This window comes from Blautia luti (genome assembly GCF_033096465.1).
In the GTDB taxonomy this organism is placed as follows: Bacteria; Bacillota; Clostridia; order Lachnospirales; family Lachnospiraceae; genus Blautia_A; species Blautia_A luti.
Genome location: NZ_AP028156.1, coordinates 1,657,052 through 1,676,018 on the forward strand (window position 1 = coordinate 1,657,052; position 18,967 = coordinate 1,676,018).

The 18,967-nt window shown below is 44.4% G+C and carries 20 protein-coding genes; all 20 read left to right on the plus strand.

Annotated elements, in window-relative coordinates:
* Positions 1–35 precede the first annotated feature (35 nt).
* The 20 genes from R8695_RS07815 to R8695_RS07910 all read left to right on the plus strand — a co-directional run bounded on the left by R8695_RS07815 (position 36) and on the right by R8695_RS07910 (position 18,934).
* Entirely contained in the window at positions 36–383 is a 348-nt protein-coding gene (locus R8695_RS07815) for a type II toxin-antitoxin system PemK/MazF family toxin (RefSeq protein WP_118509067.1), read from the plus strand.
* A gap of 79 nt (positions 384–462) precedes the next feature.
* Entirely contained in the window at positions 463–1,773 is a 1,311-nt protein-coding gene (locus tag R8695_RS07820; protein ID WP_154779859.1) for a hemolysin family protein, read from the plus strand.
* Positions 1,774–1,797: 24 nt separating this feature from the next.
* Positions 1,798–2,526, plus strand: a complete 729-nt coding sequence (locus R8695_RS07825; RefSeq protein ID WP_055057467.1) for a YebC/PmpR family DNA-binding transcriptional regulator — start codon at positions 1,798–1,800, stop codon at positions 2,524–2,526.
* Between the two features lie 205 nt (positions 2,527–2,731).
* On the plus strand, positions 2,732–3,619 hold the full coding sequence (gene rbsK, locus R8695_RS07830) for a ribokinase (RefSeq protein WP_118508914.1): 888 nt from the start codon (positions 2,732–2,734) through the stop codon (positions 3,617–3,619).
* A gap of 64 nt (positions 3,620–3,683) precedes the next feature.
* On the plus strand, positions 3,684–4,409 hold the full coding sequence (locus R8695_RS07835; protein ID WP_118508913.1) for a ClpP family protease: 726 nt from the start codon (positions 3,684–3,686) through the stop codon (positions 4,407–4,409).
* A gap of 193 nt (positions 4,410–4,602) precedes the next feature.
* A complete protein-coding gene (locus tag R8695_RS07840; RefSeq protein WP_118508912.1) occupies positions 4,603–5,490 on the plus strand; it encodes a sulfide/dihydroorotate dehydrogenase-like FAD/NAD-binding protein in 888 nt (295 codons plus the stop codon).
* Entirely contained in the window at positions 5,490–6,884 is a 1,395-nt protein-coding gene (gene gltA / locus R8695_RS07845) for an NADPH-dependent glutamate synthase (protein ID WP_118508911.1), read from the plus strand. Before R8695_RS07840 ends, gltA begins: the two co-directional genes overlap by 1 nt.
* A gap of 150 nt (positions 6,885–7,034) precedes the next feature.
* Entirely contained in the window at positions 7,035–7,913 is an 879-nt protein-coding gene (locus R8695_RS07850; RefSeq protein WP_118508910.1) for an undecaprenyl-diphosphate phosphatase, read from the plus strand.
* Between the two features lie 56 nt (positions 7,914–7,969).
* Entirely contained in the window at positions 7,970–10,609 is a 2,640-nt protein-coding gene (locus tag R8695_RS07855) for an FtsK/SpoIIIE family DNA translocase (RefSeq protein ID WP_154779858.1), read from the plus strand.
* Between the two features lie 59 nt (positions 10,610–10,668).
* Entirely contained in the window at positions 10,669–11,733 is a 1,065-nt protein-coding gene (locus R8695_RS07860) for a chitobiase/beta-hexosaminidase C-terminal domain-containing protein (RefSeq protein WP_154779857.1), read from the plus strand.
* A gap of 95 nt (positions 11,734–11,828) precedes the next feature.
* On the plus strand, positions 11,829–12,308 hold the full coding sequence (gene rlmH, locus R8695_RS07865) for a 23S rRNA (pseudouridine(1915)-N(3))-methyltransferase RlmH (protein ID WP_118509066.1): 480 nt from the start codon (positions 11,829–11,831) through the stop codon (positions 12,306–12,308).
* A 28-nt stretch (positions 12,309–12,336) separates the two neighbouring features.
* Positions 12,337–12,876 carry a DUF2284 domain-containing protein gene (locus R8695_RS07870; RefSeq protein WP_118508907.1) on the plus strand — a complete coding sequence of 180 codons (540 nt, stop codon included), beginning with the start codon at positions 12,337–12,339 and terminating at the stop codon, positions 12,874–12,876.
* Between the two features lie 56 nt (positions 12,877–12,932).
* On the plus strand, positions 12,933–13,217 hold the full coding sequence (locus R8695_RS07875) for a YabP/YqfC family sporulation protein (RefSeq protein ID WP_118508906.1): 285 nt from the start codon (positions 12,933–12,935) through the stop codon (positions 13,215–13,217).
* Between the two features lie 4 nt (positions 13,218–13,221).
* A complete protein-coding gene (locus R8695_RS07880; RefSeq protein ID WP_118508905.1) occupies positions 13,222–14,421 on the plus strand; it encodes a sporulation protein YqfD in 1,200 nt (399 codons plus the stop codon).
* 58 nt (positions 14,422–14,479) lie between these two features.
* Positions 14,480–15,490: a PhoH family protein gene (locus R8695_RS07885; RefSeq protein ID WP_118508904.1), complete on the plus strand. Its 1,011-nt coding sequence runs from the start codon at positions 14,480–14,482 to the stop codon at positions 15,488–15,490.
* Positions 15,487–15,981: an rRNA maturation RNase YbeY gene (gene ybeY, locus R8695_RS07890; RefSeq protein ID WP_118508903.1), complete on the plus strand. Its 495-nt coding sequence runs from the start codon at positions 15,487–15,489 to the stop codon at positions 15,979–15,981. Before R8695_RS07885 ends, ybeY begins: the two co-directional genes overlap by 4 nt.
* Before the next feature lie 48 nt (positions 15,982–16,029).
* Positions 16,030–16,887, plus strand: a complete 858-nt coding sequence (gene proB / locus R8695_RS07895; RefSeq protein ID WP_154779856.1) for a glutamate 5-kinase — start codon at positions 16,030–16,032, stop codon at positions 16,885–16,887.
* Between the two features lie 20 nt (positions 16,888–16,907).
* Complete coding sequence (locus R8695_RS07900) at positions 16,908–17,129, plus strand: DUF896 domain-containing protein (protein ID WP_118508901.1); 222 nt, start codon at positions 16,908–16,910, stop codon at positions 17,127–17,129.
* The gene (locus R8695_RS07905; RefSeq protein WP_154779855.1) at positions 17,107–17,661 is read left to right on the plus strand and encodes a 5-formyltetrahydrofolate cyclo-ligase; all 555 of its coding nucleotides are present in this window, start codon (positions 17,107–17,109) and stop codon (positions 17,659–17,661) included. The genes R8695_RS07900 and R8695_RS07905 overlap by 23 nt, the downstream gene beginning before the upstream one ends.
* A gap of 22 nt (positions 17,662–17,683) precedes the next feature.
* Entirely contained in the window at positions 17,684–18,934 is a 1,251-nt protein-coding gene (locus tag R8695_RS07910; RefSeq protein WP_118508899.1) for a glutamate-5-semialdehyde dehydrogenase, read from the plus strand.
* The last annotated feature ends 33 nt before the right edge of the window (positions 18,935–18,967 follow it).

Here is an 18,967-nt window from a genome sequence, read left to right on the forward strand (position 1 = left end):
GGATACAGCCTGAAAAGAATCGGAGTGTGAATTGTGTGGTAATTAAAAGAGGGGATATATTTTATGCAGATCTCCGTCCTGTGGTAGGGAGTGAACAGGGCGGGATCCGCCCGGTACTGATCATACAGAATAATGTGGGCAACAGACACAGCCCCACTGTGATCTGTGCAGCGATTACTTCAAAGATGAATAAGGCGAAGCTGCCGACACATATTGAGATCGATGCGGGAATCTATGGCATTGAGAAAGATTCTGTGATCCTGTTAGAACAGCTTCGTACCATTGATAAAAGAAGGCTGAAAGATAAAGTATGTCACCTGGATGATGTAATGCTGGATAAGGTCAACCATGCCCTTGAGATCAGCCTGGAGCTGACTTTTTGACCTTGACGGATAATGGATAAAGTGATATATTTTACCAGTAACTACGCGTTTTCATTACAAAGGAGACTGATTGATACAAATGGAAGATGGCAGTAGTATGCCCCTCTGGGGCCTGTTGATTTTACTGTTATTGTTGTGGCTCAATGGAATTTTTTATGGATTTTCCGCGGCAGTAAGGAATATAAGCGAGAGTGATACACAGAAACGGGCGGATGAAGGAGATGAGAATGCGAAGAAGCTTCTTGCCCTGATCGATAAGCCGGCGCAGTTTGTCAATGCGATCCCGCTGATCGTCATGGCGTCCGGAATCTGTTTTGGTACTTTTCTGGTACCATGGGTGGTGGATGCTTTTCATCCATACATAAAACATACGCCTGCACTGGTTCTGGTTCTTGCGGTGGGTGTGATCCTTCTTGCAGGTCTTGGAATCCTTACTTTCCGCAGGGTAGGTACCTATCATCCGGAAAAATACGCTTACAGATATCTGAAACTGGTGAATTTCTGGGTAATGGTGCTCAATCCGGTTACCGTGTTTATTACATGGATCGCCAGGCTTGCAGCGGTTCCTTTCGGGGTGGAGATCGACCGTAAGGAAACGGCAGTGACGGAAGAGGAGATCATTTCTATTGTAGATGAGGCTCATGAACAGGGCGTTATCGAGGAAAATGAGGCTGAGATGATCCAGAATATCATTTCCTTTAATGAGACAGAGGCTCATGATATCATGACACACAGGAAGAATGTGGTGGCTTTTGATGAAGAGGTTCTGCTAAAAAATATGATCGATACCATGCTGGAGGAGGGAAATTCCCGCTATCCGGTATACGAGGAAAATATTGACAATATAAAGGGAATCGTGCATTATAAGGATGCACTGAAATTCATGACGCAGAATCCATGGGCGAAATTCAAGCCTCTGAAAGAGCTTCCCGGGATCATCCGAGAGGCTGCGCTGATCCCTGAAACAAGAGGAATCGGGGATCTTTTCCATACTATGCAGGCGAAGAAGATCCACATGGCTGTGGTGGTAGATGAATATGGACAGACAGCAGGGATCGTTACAATGGAAGATATTCTGGAAGAGATCGTAGGAGATATCCTTGATGAATATGATGAGGATGAGATCACGATCCGTGCCCAGAAGGATAACAGCCTGATCATTGACGGACTGGCTTATCTGGAAGACGTAGCAGAGAAACTGGATGTGGATTTCGGCGATGTGGAGTTTGAAACTCTGAACGGATATCTGACCAGTATTCTGGGACATATTCCGACGAAAAAGGACATTGATACTACAATTAAAGCAAACGGATACTGCTTCACCATTCTTTCTATTGGCAACAAGACCATCGGAAAGGTGAGAGCAGAGAAGGATAAAAATAATAAGTAATTATAAACAAAAGGAGAAAGAAAGATGTCAGGACATTCAAAATTTGCGAACATTAAGCATAAGAAAGAGAAAAACGATGCTAAAAAGGGTAAGATCTTTACAGTGATCGGACGTGAGCTGGTTATGGCTGTTAAAGCCGGCGGTCCGGACCCGAACAATAACAGCAAACTTCGTGATGTAATTGCAAAAGCAAAAGCAAACAACATGCCGAATGATACTATTGAGCGTGGTATCAAGAAAGCGGCAGGTGCTGATTCTGCTGATAACTATGAAAAGGCTGTATACGAAGGATACGGACCAAACGGTGTTGCCATCATCGTTGAAACTCTGACAGATAACAAAAACCGTACTGCTGGTAATGTACGTAATGCATTTACAAAGGGTAACGGAAGCATCGGAACACAGGGATGTGTATCCTACATGTTCGATCAGAAAGGCCAGATCATCATTGATAAAGAAGAATGTGAGATGGATGCAGACGAGCTGATGATGCTTGCCCTGGATGCAGGAGCAGAGGACTTCAATGAAGAAGAGGACAGCTATGAAGTACTTACAGCACCGGATGATTTCAGTGCAGTACGTGAGGAAATTGAGAAATCCGGCGCACCGATCGCAGAAGCACAGGTTGCCATGATCCCTCAGACATATGTAGACCTTACAGACGAGCAGGCTCTTAAGGATCTTCAGAGAACACTGGATCTCCTCGATGAGGACGACGACGTGACTGACGTCTGGACGAACTGGAACGAATGATCTTCAGGGAAAGAGTGCTGATATAGAAATCATAGGGACAAGGACTGTTTTGCCCGGAGCGGACGGTTCCTGTCCTTTTTTGCTTTTTGTTGTTTTTTGTGTATTTTATGGCGAAAATGCATTGACAGAAATTACATTTTTGTGATGTAATAAAATGAATATAATGTATTGAAGTGATAGATCTATCACAAAGGAGGACACAAACATGAAAATTTCAGTTGTAGGCAGTATCAATATGGATCAGACTGTGACAGCAGACAGAATTCCTCTTAAAGGAGAAACTCTTCACGGAGATTCTCTGAGCTATATCCCGGGAGGAAAAGGTGCGAACCAGGCAGTGGCAATGGCGAGATTGGGAGCAGATGTGGAAATGTTCGGATGCGTGGGGGATGACGCACATGGACAGGAGCTGATCGATAATCTTGCGAAGAACGGGGTCAAAACAGGAAATATCCGTAAACTTTCAGGAGTACCTACAGGACTGGCGATCATCACAGTAGGTGAGAATGATAATACGATCATTGTAGTTGCAGGTGCCAATGGCAAGGTTGACTGTGAGTATGTTGATAGCATTAAAGAAGAACTGCTGAAATCAGATTATGTGGTTCTGCAGCATGAGATTCCGGCAGAAACTGTAGAATACGTAGTAAATATCTGCCATGAAAATGGAATTAAAGTTGTATTAAATCCAGCTCCTGCAAGAGAAGTAAAGAAAGAAGTTTTGGAGAAGATCACCTGGCTGACACCAAATGAACATGAAGCTAAGATCTTATTCGGTGCAGATACAAACACAGAGGACTTACTGAAAACATATCCTGAGAAACTTGTGATCACACTGGGATCTGATGGTGTGGCAGCAGCAAAGAAAGATGGAACAATCGTTCATGTACCGGTTCGTCCTGCAAAAGTTGCAGATACAACAGGAGCCGGAGATACATTAAACGGTGCATTTTGTACCATGCTTGCAGAGAATGCTGATCTGGAGAGTGCGCTTCGTTTCGCAAATACAGCAGCAAGTCTTTCCACAGAGAAGTTTGGAGCACAGACAGGAATGCCGACACGTGAAGAAGTGGAAGCAGAATTAAAGAAATAATATGCATATATTTTTATAAACGAAACATAATACCTCCAGGAGCAAAATCTTGGAGGTGTTTTTTATGGGTGAGACAGAAAAAGAACAGAAATTAAAACAGGAAGATACACAGAATGAACAGATCAAAGAAATGGGACAGGTGGTTCTGGACAGTAATTCCAGAAAGCATAAAGTGGAACTTCTGACAATTATCGGAGAAGTGGAAGGGCATGAATCTGCACCGTCTCATTCCAAGACAACGAAATATGAACATGTTCTGCCGAAACTTGCGATCATTGAGGATGATGAAGAAATTGAAGGTCTGTTGATCCTGCTGAATACAGTTGGGGGAGATGTGGAAGCGGGACTCGCTATTGCAGAGATGATCGCATCATTGAGTATTCCAACTGTCTCATTGGTTCTGGGGGGCGGACATTCTATCGGCGTTCCTATGGCGGTTTCGGCAGATTATTCTTTCGTAGTGCCCAGTGCGACTATGGTGATCCATCCGGTACGATCCAGCGGAATGTTTATCGGAGTTGCCCAGACATACAGGAATATGGAAAAGATCCAGGATCGGATCACCACATTTATCTCAGAACATTCCAGGGCATCCCAGCAGCGTCTGGAAGAACTGATGCTGGATACCACACAACTTGTGAAAGACGTGGGGACTATGCTTGAGGGAAAAGATGCGGTAAAAGAAGGCCTGATTGATGAAGTTGGCGGAATTAAAGAAGCACTGGCAAAGTTGTACGAACTGATAGAAAAAAATGAGAATGGAAGGAACAGTAAAAAACAGATCAGCTGATAAAAATAATCAATGAAAGTGATTATCTGACTAAGACATCTGTCCGTAAAGCGGATACAGAATATTGTAATAAATTGGAAAAGTTGGTTCAGGTAAACGCAAAAAACTTGTACATGTTTAAAAACAACCCTTGCCATATGTCATATTTTGGCGTATTATTATTAGAGGTTTATTATTTGCGAGGAGGAAAACCATGTATAAGATTTTAAAAGCTGAGACACTGGCAGCTAAGATCCATCTTATGGTTGTACACGCACCGCGTGTTGCAAGCCATTGCCAGCCAGGACAATTTATCATTGTAAAGATGGACGAGAAGGGCGAGAGAATCCCGCTTACTATCTGTGACTATAATCGTGAAGAGGGAACAATTACCATTGTATTCCAGGAAGTTGGTGCATCTACTATTAAGATGTCTGAATTAAAAGCTGGAGATTCTTTCCGCGATTTCGTAGGACCTCTTGGATGTCCATCCGAATTCGTTCATGAAGATATCGAAGAATTAAAGAAGAAGAAACTGGTATTCGTTGCCGGCGGTGTTGGTACAGCACCTGTTTATCCACAGGTTAAATGGCTGCACGAGCACGGAATCACAGCAGACGTAATCCTTGGTTCCAAGACAAAGGATATGGTAATCCTTGAGAAAGAACTTGCTTCCGTTTCCAATCTGTATGTAACAACAGATGACGGGTCTTACGGACGTTCCGGTATGGTTACCAAGACTCTTGAAGATCTTGTAACAAACGAAGGCAAACATTATGATGTCTGTGTAGCGATCGGACCGATGATCATGATGAAATTCGTCTGTCTTCTGACTAAGAAACTTGGCATTCATACAATTGTCAGCATGAACCCGATCATGGTTGACGGAACCGGTATGTGCGGAGCATGCCGTCTTCAGGTTGGCGATGAGATCAAATTTGCCTGCGTAGACGGACCGGAATTCGACGGACATCTCGTTGATTTCGATCAGGCTATGAAGAGAAGCCAGATGTACAAGACCGAAGAAGGCCGTGCATTACTGAAGCTTCAGGAAGGCGATACCCACCACGGTGGATGCGGACAGTGCGGAGGTGACAAGTAATGGCAGATGCAAAGATGTTAAAGAAAGTTCCTGTAAGAGAACAGGACCCGAAGGTACGTGCAACAAATTTTGAAGAAGTTTGTCTTGGATACAATCAGGATGAAGCAATGGAAGAAGCACAGAGATGCTTAGGCTGCAAGAAACCGAAATGTGTAGAAGGCTGCCCGGTATCCATCAATATTCCTGGATTTATTGAACAGATTAAAGAAGGCAAGATTGAAGAAGCATACAAAGTGATCGGATTATCTTCCGCACTTCCGGCTATCTGCGGACGTGTATGTCCTCAGGAGTCCCAGTGTGAAGGTAAATGTGTTCGCGGAATCAAAGGGGAAGCCGTTTCTATCGGTAAACTGGAGAGATTTGTTGCTGACTATGCTCTGGAACATGATATCAAACCTGCAGGAGCAGAAGTTAAGAACGGACATAAAGTTGCAGTGATCGGTTCAGGCCCATCCGGACTTACCTGCGCAGGTGACCTTGCGAAAGCAGGATATGATGTAACTGTATTCGAAGCTCTTCATGAACTCGGCGGTGTTCTTGTTTATGGTATTCCGGAATTCCGTCTTCCGAAACAGAAAGTTGTTAAGAAAGAGATCGAAAAGGTTAAAGAATTAGGTGTTAAATTCGAGACTAACGTAGTTATCGGTAAATCCACAACTATCGATCAGCTGATCGAAGACGAAGGATTTGAGGCTGTATTTATTGGATCCGGTGCTGGACTTCCAATGTTCATGGGTATCCCGGGTGAGAATGCAAGCGGCGTATTCTCTGCTAACGAATACCTTACAAGAAGCAATCTGATGAAAGCTTTCGATGATTCTTACGATACACCGATCGCAGCTGGCAAGAAAGTTGCAGTTGTAGGTGGCGGTAACGTTGCTATGGACGCAGCAAGAACAGCTTTAAGACTTGGTGCTGAAGTACATATCGTATACAGAAGAAGTGAAGCAGAGCTTCCTGCAAGAGCAGAAGAAGTTCATCATGCGAAAGAAGAAGGAATCATCTTTGATCTTCTTACAAACCCGAAGGAAATCCTTGTTGATGAGAACGGTCATGTAAAAGGTATGAAGGTTATCAAGATGGAACTTGGCGAGCCGGATGCTTCCGGAAGACGTCGCCCGGTTGAGATTCAAGGATCCGAGTATGACATGGATGTAGATACAGTTATCATGTCTCTTGGTACTTCTCCGAACCCGCTGATCTCTTCTACAACAAAAGGTCTTGAGATCAATAGGAGAAGATGCATCGTTGCTGAAGAAGAAACAGGTAAGACATCCAAAGACGGCGTATATGCCGGCGGTGATGCTGTTACAGGTGCAGCTACTGTTATCCTTGCTATGGGTGCAGGTAAAGCTGGTGCCAGAGGTATCGATGAATATCTGAAAAATAAATAAAACTGATAAAAAGTTATATCCCTCCCGTTTATAGAAATGGGAGGGATTTTTTTGCCTTTGCCTGTCTGACAGATCTGGTTTCGCGGTTGTAAACCAGATTTAATTGTGCTATAATAACCCAGATAGTATACAGGAAAAGGAATCTGACTTATGATAGTATTATATTTGATCTTGCTGGCTGTGTTCCAGGCAGTTACAGAGTTTATCCCGGTAAGCAGTTTCGGACACTTATGTGTGGCGGAACAGCTTTTCGGAATCGGACATGACACAGGACTTCTGATAGAGGCAATGCTTCATCTGGGAACTGCGGCAGCCATTATATTTCTGTTTAAAAAAGATCTGAAACAGATCGGTATTGAACTGCTCCAGATGTTTCTGGATGTGATCGGAAATATAAATCTTTTTATTCACAATAAGAAAACAGGAAAACATTTGAATTATGCCAGGATTGTTACGGGTACCTACCGTAAATTTGCGGCCCTGCTTGTAATTTCTATGATCCCTACTGTATGTCTGGGACTTGTATCCTCCAGACTGGCAGTGCTGGCTGCTGATTCTTCCTTTTTTCCGGGAATTGGTTTTCTGATCACAGGGGTACTTCTTCTGGTCACTGACCTGAACAGATCAGGAGGAACGAAAGGACCGAGAGAGGCTTCTTACGATACTGCGATGTGGATCGGAATCTGTCAGGGACTTGCAGTATTTCCTGGAATTTCCAGGATGGCCTTTACTATATGTGCAGCGCTTTTGTGCGGATACAGCCGTAAATTTGCAGTGCGATTTTCTGTATTTATGAGTCTTCCTGCGATCGTAGGGGCTTTTTTTACTGAGGTGAAATATTTCGGAGCTTCGGAGATGACTATAGGCCTGGGATTCGCTTCTGTATTTGCAATGGTCATTGCAGGGTTTGTGGGATGCTTCGTGATCCGGTCTATGCTGCAGATGACACAGAAGACGAAACTGCGTAATTTCGCATATTATTCTTTTGTAGCCGGTGCAGTGACTCTGGCTGTGAATTTTGTATTGTAAGGGGATGCATGCCTGGGAAATGACAGGGTGCATGAAAACAGGAGGGGAGACTTAAAATGGCAGCATCGAAAAGCAGAAATACCAAAAGTGCGAAGAGGAAAAGAAAAACCAGGGATGCGCAGGATTGGAGTATTCAGCAGGAAACAGGGAGATTTCAGACAGAAATCATTATCTTTGTGCTTCTGGCAGCCTGTATTATTTTATTTGCAAGCAATCTGGGACTGGGTGGATTCGTAGGAAGTGCGATCAGCAATTTCGGATTTGGGCTGTTTGGGCTGATGGCGTATATTTTTCCGATTCTTTTTTTTATGGGATCAGCATTTCTACTTATCAATAAGACCAACAGATTGGCATATAAGAAGATAGCGGCAGTAATAGTGATGTTTATTTTCATGTGTGGGGCTGCACAGCTTCTTACAGATGGCTATATATCCAGTACAACACTGGGGGATTATTTTGCCCTGAGTGCAGATTATAAAAGTGGCGGTGGACTGATCGGAGGCGCGATCTGCATTTCAATCACATCTGCGTTTGGAACAGTAGGGGGATATGTGATCATTATCCTTGCTTTTGTAGTATGCATGATCATAATCACACAGCGTTCCCTGCTGGATTTCGTCACAATGATCGTAATAAAGATCATTGATCTGGTTAAAAATGGCCGTGCCCGTTATCAGGAGGGACAGCCGGAGCGCAGACTTAGAAAAGAAGCCAGAGCACAGCAGAGACAGCAGTTAAGAGAGGAACGCAGAGAAGAACGGATCCGCAAGCTGGAAGCAGAACTTGCCGAGGATGAGAAGGAACTTTTGGCAGGGGATGATGATTTTCTGCTGGATCCGCAGGAAGCCAGAAAGATGAAAGGTGGATTTCTGGAAGGAACCAAGCTCACCGGCTACGGAGAGAAAGAAGCACCGAAGAAAAGAAAGAAAACAGAGAAGAAACAGCGAAGAGCTGAAAAAGAAACAGCAGATACACAGGTAACAGAGGAACAGGAGACAGCAGCTTCCCAGCCGCCTGCCATGGATTTTGAGATCCATCGGGCTGAGCAGATCCAGCCGGAGGCAGAAGTGGAACCTGAGATTCAGGAAGAGACAGATATTCCGGAGGAAGTGCCCCCTTTTCAGCAGGAGAAGGCACCGCGGCAGCCTTCGAAGAATCCGAAATCTTCTGAAGCAGAGATCAAAAACGGAATTGTAAATATCCAGCACGAGATCAGCCAGCAGGAGATAGCCGTAAAAAAAGAATATAAATTTCCTACGTTAAATCTTCTGAAAAAAGGAAGTGGGAAGTCCCAGGGAGATTCTGATGCGCATCTGAGAAAGACGGCACAGAAACTGCAGGAGGTTTTACATAATTTCGGAGTAAATGTAACAGTTACCAATGTAAGCTGCGGCCCTACGGTTACCCGTTATGAGCTTCAGCCGGAAATGGGAGTGAAGGTCAGCAAGATCGTAGGCCTGGCTGATGATATCAAACTGAATCTGGCTACTCCGGATATCAGGATCGAGGCACCGATCCCGGGCAAGGCTGCTGTGGGAATCGAAGTTCCGAATAAGGAAAACAGTACAGTTATGCTTCGGGATCTGCTCCAGTCTGAAGAATTCCAGAAGGCGAAATCGAAGCTTTCTTTTGCTGTGGGAAAAGATATTGCAGGTAAAACAGTGGTGGCAGATATTGCGAAAATGCCTCACCTTTTGATCGCAGGAGCCACGGGTTCCGGTAAATCCGTATGTATCAATACACTGATCATCAGTATTCTGTATAAGGCGAAACCGGAAGAAGTAAAACTGATCATGATCGATCCGAAGGTGGTAGAACTCAGTGTCTATAATGGAATTCCTCATCTGTTCATTCCTGTAGTTACAGAACCAAAGAAGGCAGCTGGTGCTCTGAACTGGGCAGTTACGGAGATGACAAACCGTTATAATACATTTGCAGAATACGGTGTGCGTAATCTGGGAGAGTATAATAAAAAGATCGAAACCATGCATGTGGCAGAGGGAGAGGAGCCACCTCAGAAACTGCCGCAGATCGTGATCATTGTAGATGAGCTTGCAGATCTGATGATGGTTGCACCTGGAGAAGTGGAGGATGCGATCTGCCGTCTGGCACAGCTTGCCCGGGCAGCAGGCATTCATTTGATCATTGCCACACAGCGTCCGTCTGTAAATGTTATCACAGGCCTGATCAAGGCCAATATGCCGTCCAGGATTGCTTTTTCCGTATCTTCGGGAGTGGATTCCCGTACCATCCTGGATATGAACGGTGCAGAAAAGCTTCTGGGAAAAGGAGACATGCTTTTCTATCCACAGGGTTATCAGAAACCTGCCAGACTGCAGGGAGCTTTTGTTTCAGATGAGGAAGTCAGCGATGTTGTGGAATTTCTGGCAGATAAAAATCCAGGGGTTCAGTATAATGCACAGATTGAACAGCAGGTAAATACTCCGTTGTCAGCAGCCGGTGGATCAGGAGAAGACAGGGATGTACATTTCGAAGAAGCAGGTAAATTTATCATAGAGAAAGAAAAAGCATCTATCGGAATGCTTCAGAGAATGTTCAAGATCGGATTTAACAGAGCTGCCAGGATCATGGATCAGCTCTGTGATGCAGGGGTTGTAGGACCGGAAGAAGGTACGAAACCAAGGAAAGTTCTTATGTCCATGGAGGAATTCCAGAATTATCTGGAAAACAATTAAGTAACAAAGCGGAGTCTGAAATCTGCTTGATTCTGAAAAGATATCAGAGAGGGCGGTTTATGAAATGTCCTAAATGTCACAAAGAAGTAGAAAAAGGTTCTTTGTATTGCCCCCATTGTCTTGCGGAGATCCCGTGGGTCAGGGAGTTCGATTCTGTAGAAACACAGATGAAGAAACAGCAGCAGAGAAAGCCCGTAAAAGAGAAAAAGAAAACAGGATTCAGGCTGAGAAAACCTGGAAAAAAACAGATCATCCTGCTGCTTATAGCAGCAGCGGTCATTCTGGGTGCATTCTGTTACAGACAGCTTCATACATTTTCGGCATTGTACTCTTATGCCCAGAGACAGTTTGAACAGGAGAATTATGCCTCTGCCATAGAAGCTGTGAATGATGCACTGGAACAGAAACCGGACAATGAAGCAGCGAATATCCTGTTGTCGCAGATCATGGAGAAACAGGAAGATCTGGAGTCTGCCATTCTCATTTTAAAGCCTCTTCTGGGTAATGAAGAGACAGGACCGGATGTATACAGGGCTCTGGTCCGAATGATGATAGAGAATGGTCAGATCCGGGAGGCAGAAGATCTTCTGAAGGACTGCAGCAGGGAGATCCGTCGGGCATGTGGAGAATATATCTGTGAACCGCCGACAGTGAAACTTTCCCCGGGAACCTATACGTCTGTCCAGAGTCTGGAGATGGAGTCAGATGACGGGGAGATCTATTACACGATGGATGGGACGATTCCCACAGAGAAAAGCCAGAAATATACAGAACCGATCACTCTTCAGGAGGGAACTGTAGAAGTTAAGGCTGTGTGCATCAATGAATATGGTGTCATGAGTAAGGTGGCAGGGGGAACCTATGTGATCAATCTTCAGATTCCCAAGGCACCGAAAGTATCTCCGAAATCGGGAGATTATGAAAAGAAGACCAAGATTAAAGTAACAATACCGGATGGCTGTACTGCGTACTATGCTTTTGATTCCATGCCGGATGTGAACAGCACTGTCTATGAAAGGCCGATTTCCATGCCGGAGGGATACCATGTTCTTAATGTAATCCTTGTGACGGACAGCGGGAAGGTCAGCAAGGCTACAACCAGAGAGTATTATCTGCAGTATTAGGTACGGTCATGGAAACTGTGCCGAAAATACAAAAAAGGCCAGTGCATGCAGCTGACAGAAAATGTAAAAAACAGAAACGAAAAGGTATAAAGTATATGGAAATTCGTATTCTTACAGTTGGAAAGATCAAAGAAAAATATTTAAGTGACGGAATCGCGGAATATGCCAAGCGCCTTGGCAGATACTGTAAACTGAGTTTTTTTCAGGTTCCGGATGAGAAAACACCGGACAAGGCATCTGATGCTTTGAACATACAGATTAAAGATACAGAAGGCGATCGTCTTATGAAATATATCCGTGATCAGGATTATGTGATCGCACTTGCAATCGATGGAAAAATGCTGGATTCAGTAGAACTTTCCGAGAAGATTGAGAAATTGGGCGTGTCAGGAATCAGCTCTGTTGCATTTGTGATAGGAGGGTCTCTTGGACTGAGTGAGAAAGTACTGCAGAGAGCGGATTATAAACTCAGTTTTTCGAAGATGACATTTCCTCATCAGCTGATGCAGATGATCCTGCTGGAGCAGATATACAGAAGCTACCGGATCATGAATCATGAGCCATACCATAAGTAGAGGATGACCGGACAGAGGAGAAAACAATATGAATATAGAGAAATTTGAAGAATTTATATCCCAGTATCCAATTTATGAATATCGTCTGCTGGATACAAAAGGGATAGGAATCGAACAGCGTGTCCGGACGATCTGTCGGGAGGAATGCCAGAGATATGATTCCACCTGGGCCTGTCCTCCGGCAGTAGGAACATTGGAAGAATGTGAAAAAAAGATCAGATCCTATCCTCAGGCTATATTTTTTTCCAGTGTTGCAGAAGTCTCGGATATTATGAATATGGAAGAAATGCTGTCCACCAGACATGCACATGAGGAGCTTACCACAAAGGTAGGGCAGTATCTGCAATCTGAAGGCTATGAAATCTATATCCTCTCTACAGAGTCCTGTGATATCTGTGAGAAATGTGCTTACAAGGAAGGCAAGCCATGCAGATTTCCGGACAGAATGCATCCCTGTCTGGAAAGCCATGGAGTAGTAGTAAATGAGATCGTAGAACGGGAATCCATGGAATACAATCTGGGAGGCAACACGATCCTGTGGTTTTCCATGGTTCTGTTCCGTTCCTGAGACATACATAAGAATCCCCCGGCATAAACTGTTAGAAAAGCCGGAGGGATTTTTTTATGAAAAAAAACAGACCATGGAAGGAACAGATGGTATCTGCACTGGAACTTCCGGCAGATCTGGCATACAGTGAACCCATTGTGACCCTTACAGGGACAACAGAGGCACTGATCGAGAATTATAAATGTATTCTGGTATATACAGAATCAGAGATCGTGATTTTGACTCTTCGGGGAAAGGTAAGTATTTGCGGGAAAAATCTGGAGATCCTGTGGTATACCCCACAGGAAATGAAGATAACAGGAACGATTTCTTCTGTTTTTCCGCAGAAACTGTCGGGATAGAAATATGGGAAAAATCTTTCGCTGTTTATCCGGAAGTGTTACCATTCTGGTGAGGGGAAATCAGCTGGAACGTTTTTTAAATCTGTGCAGAAGCAGAAATATTTCCATGGAGCATATTAGACGGAAGGAAGGGCAGATCACTGCCAGAATAAAGATCCGGGATTTTTTCCGCCTGCGGCCGGTCAGGAATAAAACAGGCGTACATATACAGGTCACTGAGAAACAGGGAATGCCCTTCTTTTTTTTACGAAGCAAAAAAAGGAAGGCTTTTTTTGCAGGCTTTTCACTTGGACTTGTATTGCTGTTTTTCCTGTCAGGGAGGATCTGGAACATTCATATTCAGGGAAATGTTCAGAACAGTAAACCGGAGATCCTGGAATTTCTGGAAAAGCAGGGAGTCAGTCATGGAATGGCGAAAGCATCTGTAAGCTGTAGTGAGATCGCAGCAGCAGTACGAAAACAGTTTCCGGAAATCACCTGGGTTTCTGCCAGAATAGAAGGAACCAGGCTGATTCTGGAGATTCAGGAAGGGATTTCAGAGAAACGGGAAGTTCAGGAAGAAACTCCCTGCGATCTGATCGCCAATCAGGACGGAACGATCGTGAAGATGATCGTCCGTTCAGGAGTTCCGGTAAAAAAACCGGGAGATACCTGTAAAAAAGGAGAAGTGCTGGTATCGGGGGAAGTCCATATCATGAATGATGAGCAGGAGATCCAGCGGTATGAATATGTTCATTCAGATGCAGATATTTATATTTCCAGGAAGATTTCATATTATAAAGAAATTCCGCTGAAAAACAAAACTCTGAAAAAGACCGGAGAGGAGAGCAGTGGCTGGTATGTAAAAGTGGGAAAGTGGTATCTGGAAATCTTTGGACATAAAGGTGATGACTGGCGGAAGTATTCTGAGGAACTCCCTCTTTATCTTACAGAAAATTTCAGGCTGCCTTTGGCACTGGGAAAAGTGAAACAGATAAAATACCGACAGACAGCAGGAGTTTATACAGAAAGAGAAGCAGAGGATCTTGCTGTTTCACAGCTTCAGGATTATGAGAGAGAACTGATGGAAAAAGAAAAACAGATCCTGGAAAATCATGTCCGCATTTCTGTATCAAAAACCGCCTGTACTGCCCGCGGAACCCTTCTGGTCGCAGAAAAAACAGGGAAGGAAGCATCAACTTCAAACTTTTTGTTTAAAAACTGATAAAGAGGTGTTACAATATAAAAATCTGATAGAATTATAAACGGAAAGGACATACAGGATGGCAGGCAGTATAATTGAATTGCACACAGAGGTTCCTGCTGACCAGGAGGCAAATGTATTCGGTCAGTTTGATGAACATCTGAAGCTGATAGAGAGAACTTTGAATGTCACTGTGATATCACGGGATGGCATTTTGAAAATAATGGGAAATGAGCAGAGCGCGGTTTCTGCGAAAAAACTTATCGAAGAACTGGTAGTTCTGGCGAAACGGGGCAATATCATCACGAAGCAGAATGTAAATTATGCTCTTTCCCTTGCAATGGAACAACAAAATGAAGTACTGACAGAGATTGATAAAGACTTTATCTGTAATACCATACAGGGAAGACCTATCAAGCCCAAGACACTGGGTCAGAAAGAGTATGTAGAGCAGATCCGTAAGAAAATGATCGTATTTGGTGTGGGACCGGCAGGTACAGGTAAAACATATCTGGCAATGGCGATGGCAGTTACTGCATTCAGAAATGAAGAAGTAAGCAGGATCATTCTTACACGTCCGGCCATTGAAGCAGGGGAGAAACTGGGCTTCCTTCCAGGTGATCTTCAGAGCAAGGTAGATCCCTACCTTCGCCCTCTTTATGATGCGCTTTACCAGATCATGGGTGCTGACAGTTTCGCAAAAAATATGGAACGCGGCCTGATTGAGGTGGCACCTCTTGCCTATATGCGCGGGCGTACTCTGGATAATGCATTTATTATTCTGGATGAAGCCCAGAATACCACACCTGCACAGATGAAAATGTTTCTGACGCGTATCGGATTCGGTTCAAAGGTGATCATTACCGGAGATGCTTCCCAGAAGGATCTTCCCCGTGATGCGGTATCCGGTCTGGATGTAGCCATGAAGGTACTGAAGAAGATCGATGATATTGGTTTCTGTCAGCTTACCAGCAAGGACGTTGTCCGCCACCCGCTGGTTCAGCAGATTGTTCAGGCATATGATGCATATGAGAAAAAACAGAAACCGGAAAGACCTGCCAGAAGGAGAAACGGAGGGAACGACAGATGACCATACAGATAGATTATGAAACGGAGAGAGAGCTGGGGATCGACTATGAAGCTCTTGTAAAGAAAGTGGCAGAGCATGTGCTGGATATGGAAGAATGTCCCTATGAAGCACAGGTAAATCTGGTTCTGACAGATAATGAAGAGATCAAAAGAGTGAACACGGAATTCAGAAATATAGAAAGAGCTACAGATGTTCTTTCATTTCCCATGATTCCTTTTGAGAGTCCTGCAGATTACGGGATCGTGGAAGAGGACGAGTCTTATTTTGACCTGGATACAGGGGAACTGCTGCTGGGAGATATTATGATTTCAGTGGATAAGGTATTTGCCCAGGCTGAAGAATACGGACACAGCATAACCAGAGAATTCTGTTTCCTGGTTGCACACAGCATGCTTCACCTGCTGGGATACGATCATATGACACCTGAGGAAGCGGCAGTGATGGAGGCAAAACAGGCCAGGGCACTGGATGAGCTTGGAATCACACGGTGATTGTGGCAGGAATTTTGCAGAAAAAAATATATATGGAGTACCAGAAAAATGAATTACCGGGAAAGACTTAAGAATAAAAAACGAATTGTGATCAAGATCGGTTCTTCTTCCCTGACTCATCCGGAGACAGGAAGACTGAACCTGCGTAAACTGGAAGTGTTAGCAAGAGAACTCTGTGACCTGCGCAACCAGGGAAAGGATGTTGTGCTGGTTTCTTCAGGTGCTATCGCGACGGGAGTTGCGGCACTTGGAATGAAGGAAAAGCCTACAGAACTTAAAGGGAAACAGGCATGTGCGGCAGTGGGACAGGCCAGACTGATGATGATCTATCAGAAACTTTTTTCTGAATACAATCAGCCGTCTGCGCAGATACTGATGACCAAGAATACAATGGTAAATAACATTAACCGCAAGAATGCGCAGAATACATTTAATGAACTGCTGAGCCTGGGAGTTATCCCTATTGTAAATGAGAATGACTCTATTTCCACCTATGAGCTTCAGAACCTGGAGAAATTCGGAGATAATGATACCTTGTCTGCAGTAGTAGCTGCCCTTGTACAGGCAGATCTGCTGATCCTTTTATCAGATATTGACGGACTTTTCACAGACGATCCAAACACAAATCCGTCTGCGAAATTCATTGATGTGGTTGAGAGCCTGGATGATGAGCTGCTGAACATGGGAAAAGGCACTTCCGGAAGCAAAGTCGGAACAGGCGGAATGGCCACGAAGCTGACCGCGGCACAGATCTCATCTGCTGCAGGTGTAGATATGGTGATCGCAAACGGAGCAGATTTCCATGTGATCCATAAGATCACAGAGGGACGTAATTACGGAACGCTGTTTGTGAGCCAGTCCAAAGAGGAAGTATATCTGATTGATATTATTGATAAATTATTATAAAAATTACAGGAGGGAATACCATGGAAGCCGAAAAGATCGATCGTATTAATGTACTTGCACATAAAGCGAAGAGTGTAGGACTTACAGAAGAAGAGAAGAAAGAGCGGGAACTGCTTCGTAAGGAATATCTTGCATCTGTACGCATGAACCTGCGTTCTCAGCTGGATAACATTGATGTGAAAATGGACGATGGAACGATCGTTAATCTGGGAGAAAAATATGGACTCAAAAAAAGACATTAGAAAAAAGATTTTCGCGGAAAGAAAACTTCGCACTGATGAGCAGATAAGGTCGATGAGCCTTACCATCACAGAGAGAGTAATTGCCCTTCCTGCATTTAAGAATGCCAGCCGCATTCTAGTATATGCAGATTACAACCATGAGGTTGTGACAGAGTATCTTATTAAGGAAGCATGGAAAGCCGGCAAAGAAGTAGCAGTTCCGAAAGTCGCGGGAAAAGATATGGTGTTCTATAAGCTGACAGATTTTTCCCAGCTGGAACCGGGTTACTTTGGAATTCCCGAGCCGGCATCGGGAGAGATCGTTGACTGGCCGCAGGCACTGATGATCATGCCAGGGGTGGCTTTTGACAGAAACAATCACAGAGTCGGATATGGTGGTGGATTTTATGATCGCTATCTGGAGAAACATCCACAGATGGAGAGAGTTGCCATCGCGTTTTCTTTTCAGATGTTACCGGAGGTTCCCACAGAGCCTACAGATATCTGCCCGCAGATCATCGTAACAGAAAAGGAAACATGCTATCTTGCATAACTGACGGAAAGGAGACCGGGACATGAATGAAATGCTGAACCACCTTGGCGTGAATGCGAAGGCGGCTGAAACAGAAATGAGAAATCTTTCCACTGATAAGAAGAATGAGGTACTTCTTGCAGTGGCTGACAGACTGGTGAAGGATACACAGACACTGATCCGTGCCAATGCAGTGGATGTGGAAGAGGGGAAACGTAACCAGATGCCGGAAGGACTGATCGATCGGCTTCTCCTGACAGAGAGCAGAATCGAGGGAATGGCAGAAGGATTACGGCAGGTTGCTGCTCTGGATGATCCCATCGGGGAAGTTACCGGAATGAAAAAACGTCCTAACGGATTGCTGATCGGACAGAAGCGGGTACCGTTGGGCGTGATCGGGATCATTTACGAAGCAAGGCCAAATGTAACAGCAGATGCATTTGCGTTATGCTTTAAAACCGGCAATGTTGTGATCTTAAAGGGCGGCAGTGATGCCATTCATTCCAATGAGGCCATTGTAAACAGCATCCGTGCAACTCTGAAAGAACAGAGGGTGACAGAGGATGCCATCCAGCTTATTTCTGATACTTCCAGAGAGACTGCTGCTGAGTTTATGAAGATGAACCAGTATGTGGATGTGCTGATACCCCGGGGAGGCAGAGGACTGATCAAGGCAGTAGTAGAGCAGAGCACCATTCCTGTTATTGAGACAGGTACAGGAAACTGTCATACATATGTGGATGAAACAGCAGACCTGCAGATGGCGGCAGATATTATCATCAATGCCAAGACCCAGCGGGTAGGCGTGTGTAATGCCTGCGAATCGGTTCTGGTCCATGAGAAAGTAAAAGATGCGTTTCTGCCGGTTCTGGCTAAGAGACTTCAGGAGAAACATGTGGAGATCCGTGCAGACCAGGCAGCTTATGAACTTATTCCCGGTGCTGTACACGCCACTGAGGAGGACTGGGGAAAGGAATATCTGGATTATATACTCTCTGTAAAAGTGGTATCTTCTGTGGAGGAGGCTATTGCACATATCAATAAATATAATACCAGACATTCTGAAGCAATCATCACCAATAATTATACCAATGCCCAGAAGTTCCTGGATGAGGTAGATGCAGCGGCGGTTTATGTGAATGCTTCTACCAGATTTACAGACGGATTTGAATTCGGATTCGGGGCAGAGATCGGGATCAGCACCCAGAAGCTCCATGCCAGAGGACCTATGGGACTTCTGGCCCTGACAACGACAAAATATATCATTTACGGAAACGGGCAAATTCGTCCGTAAATTTGATTTTTTTGAAAAGGTATGTTATACTTT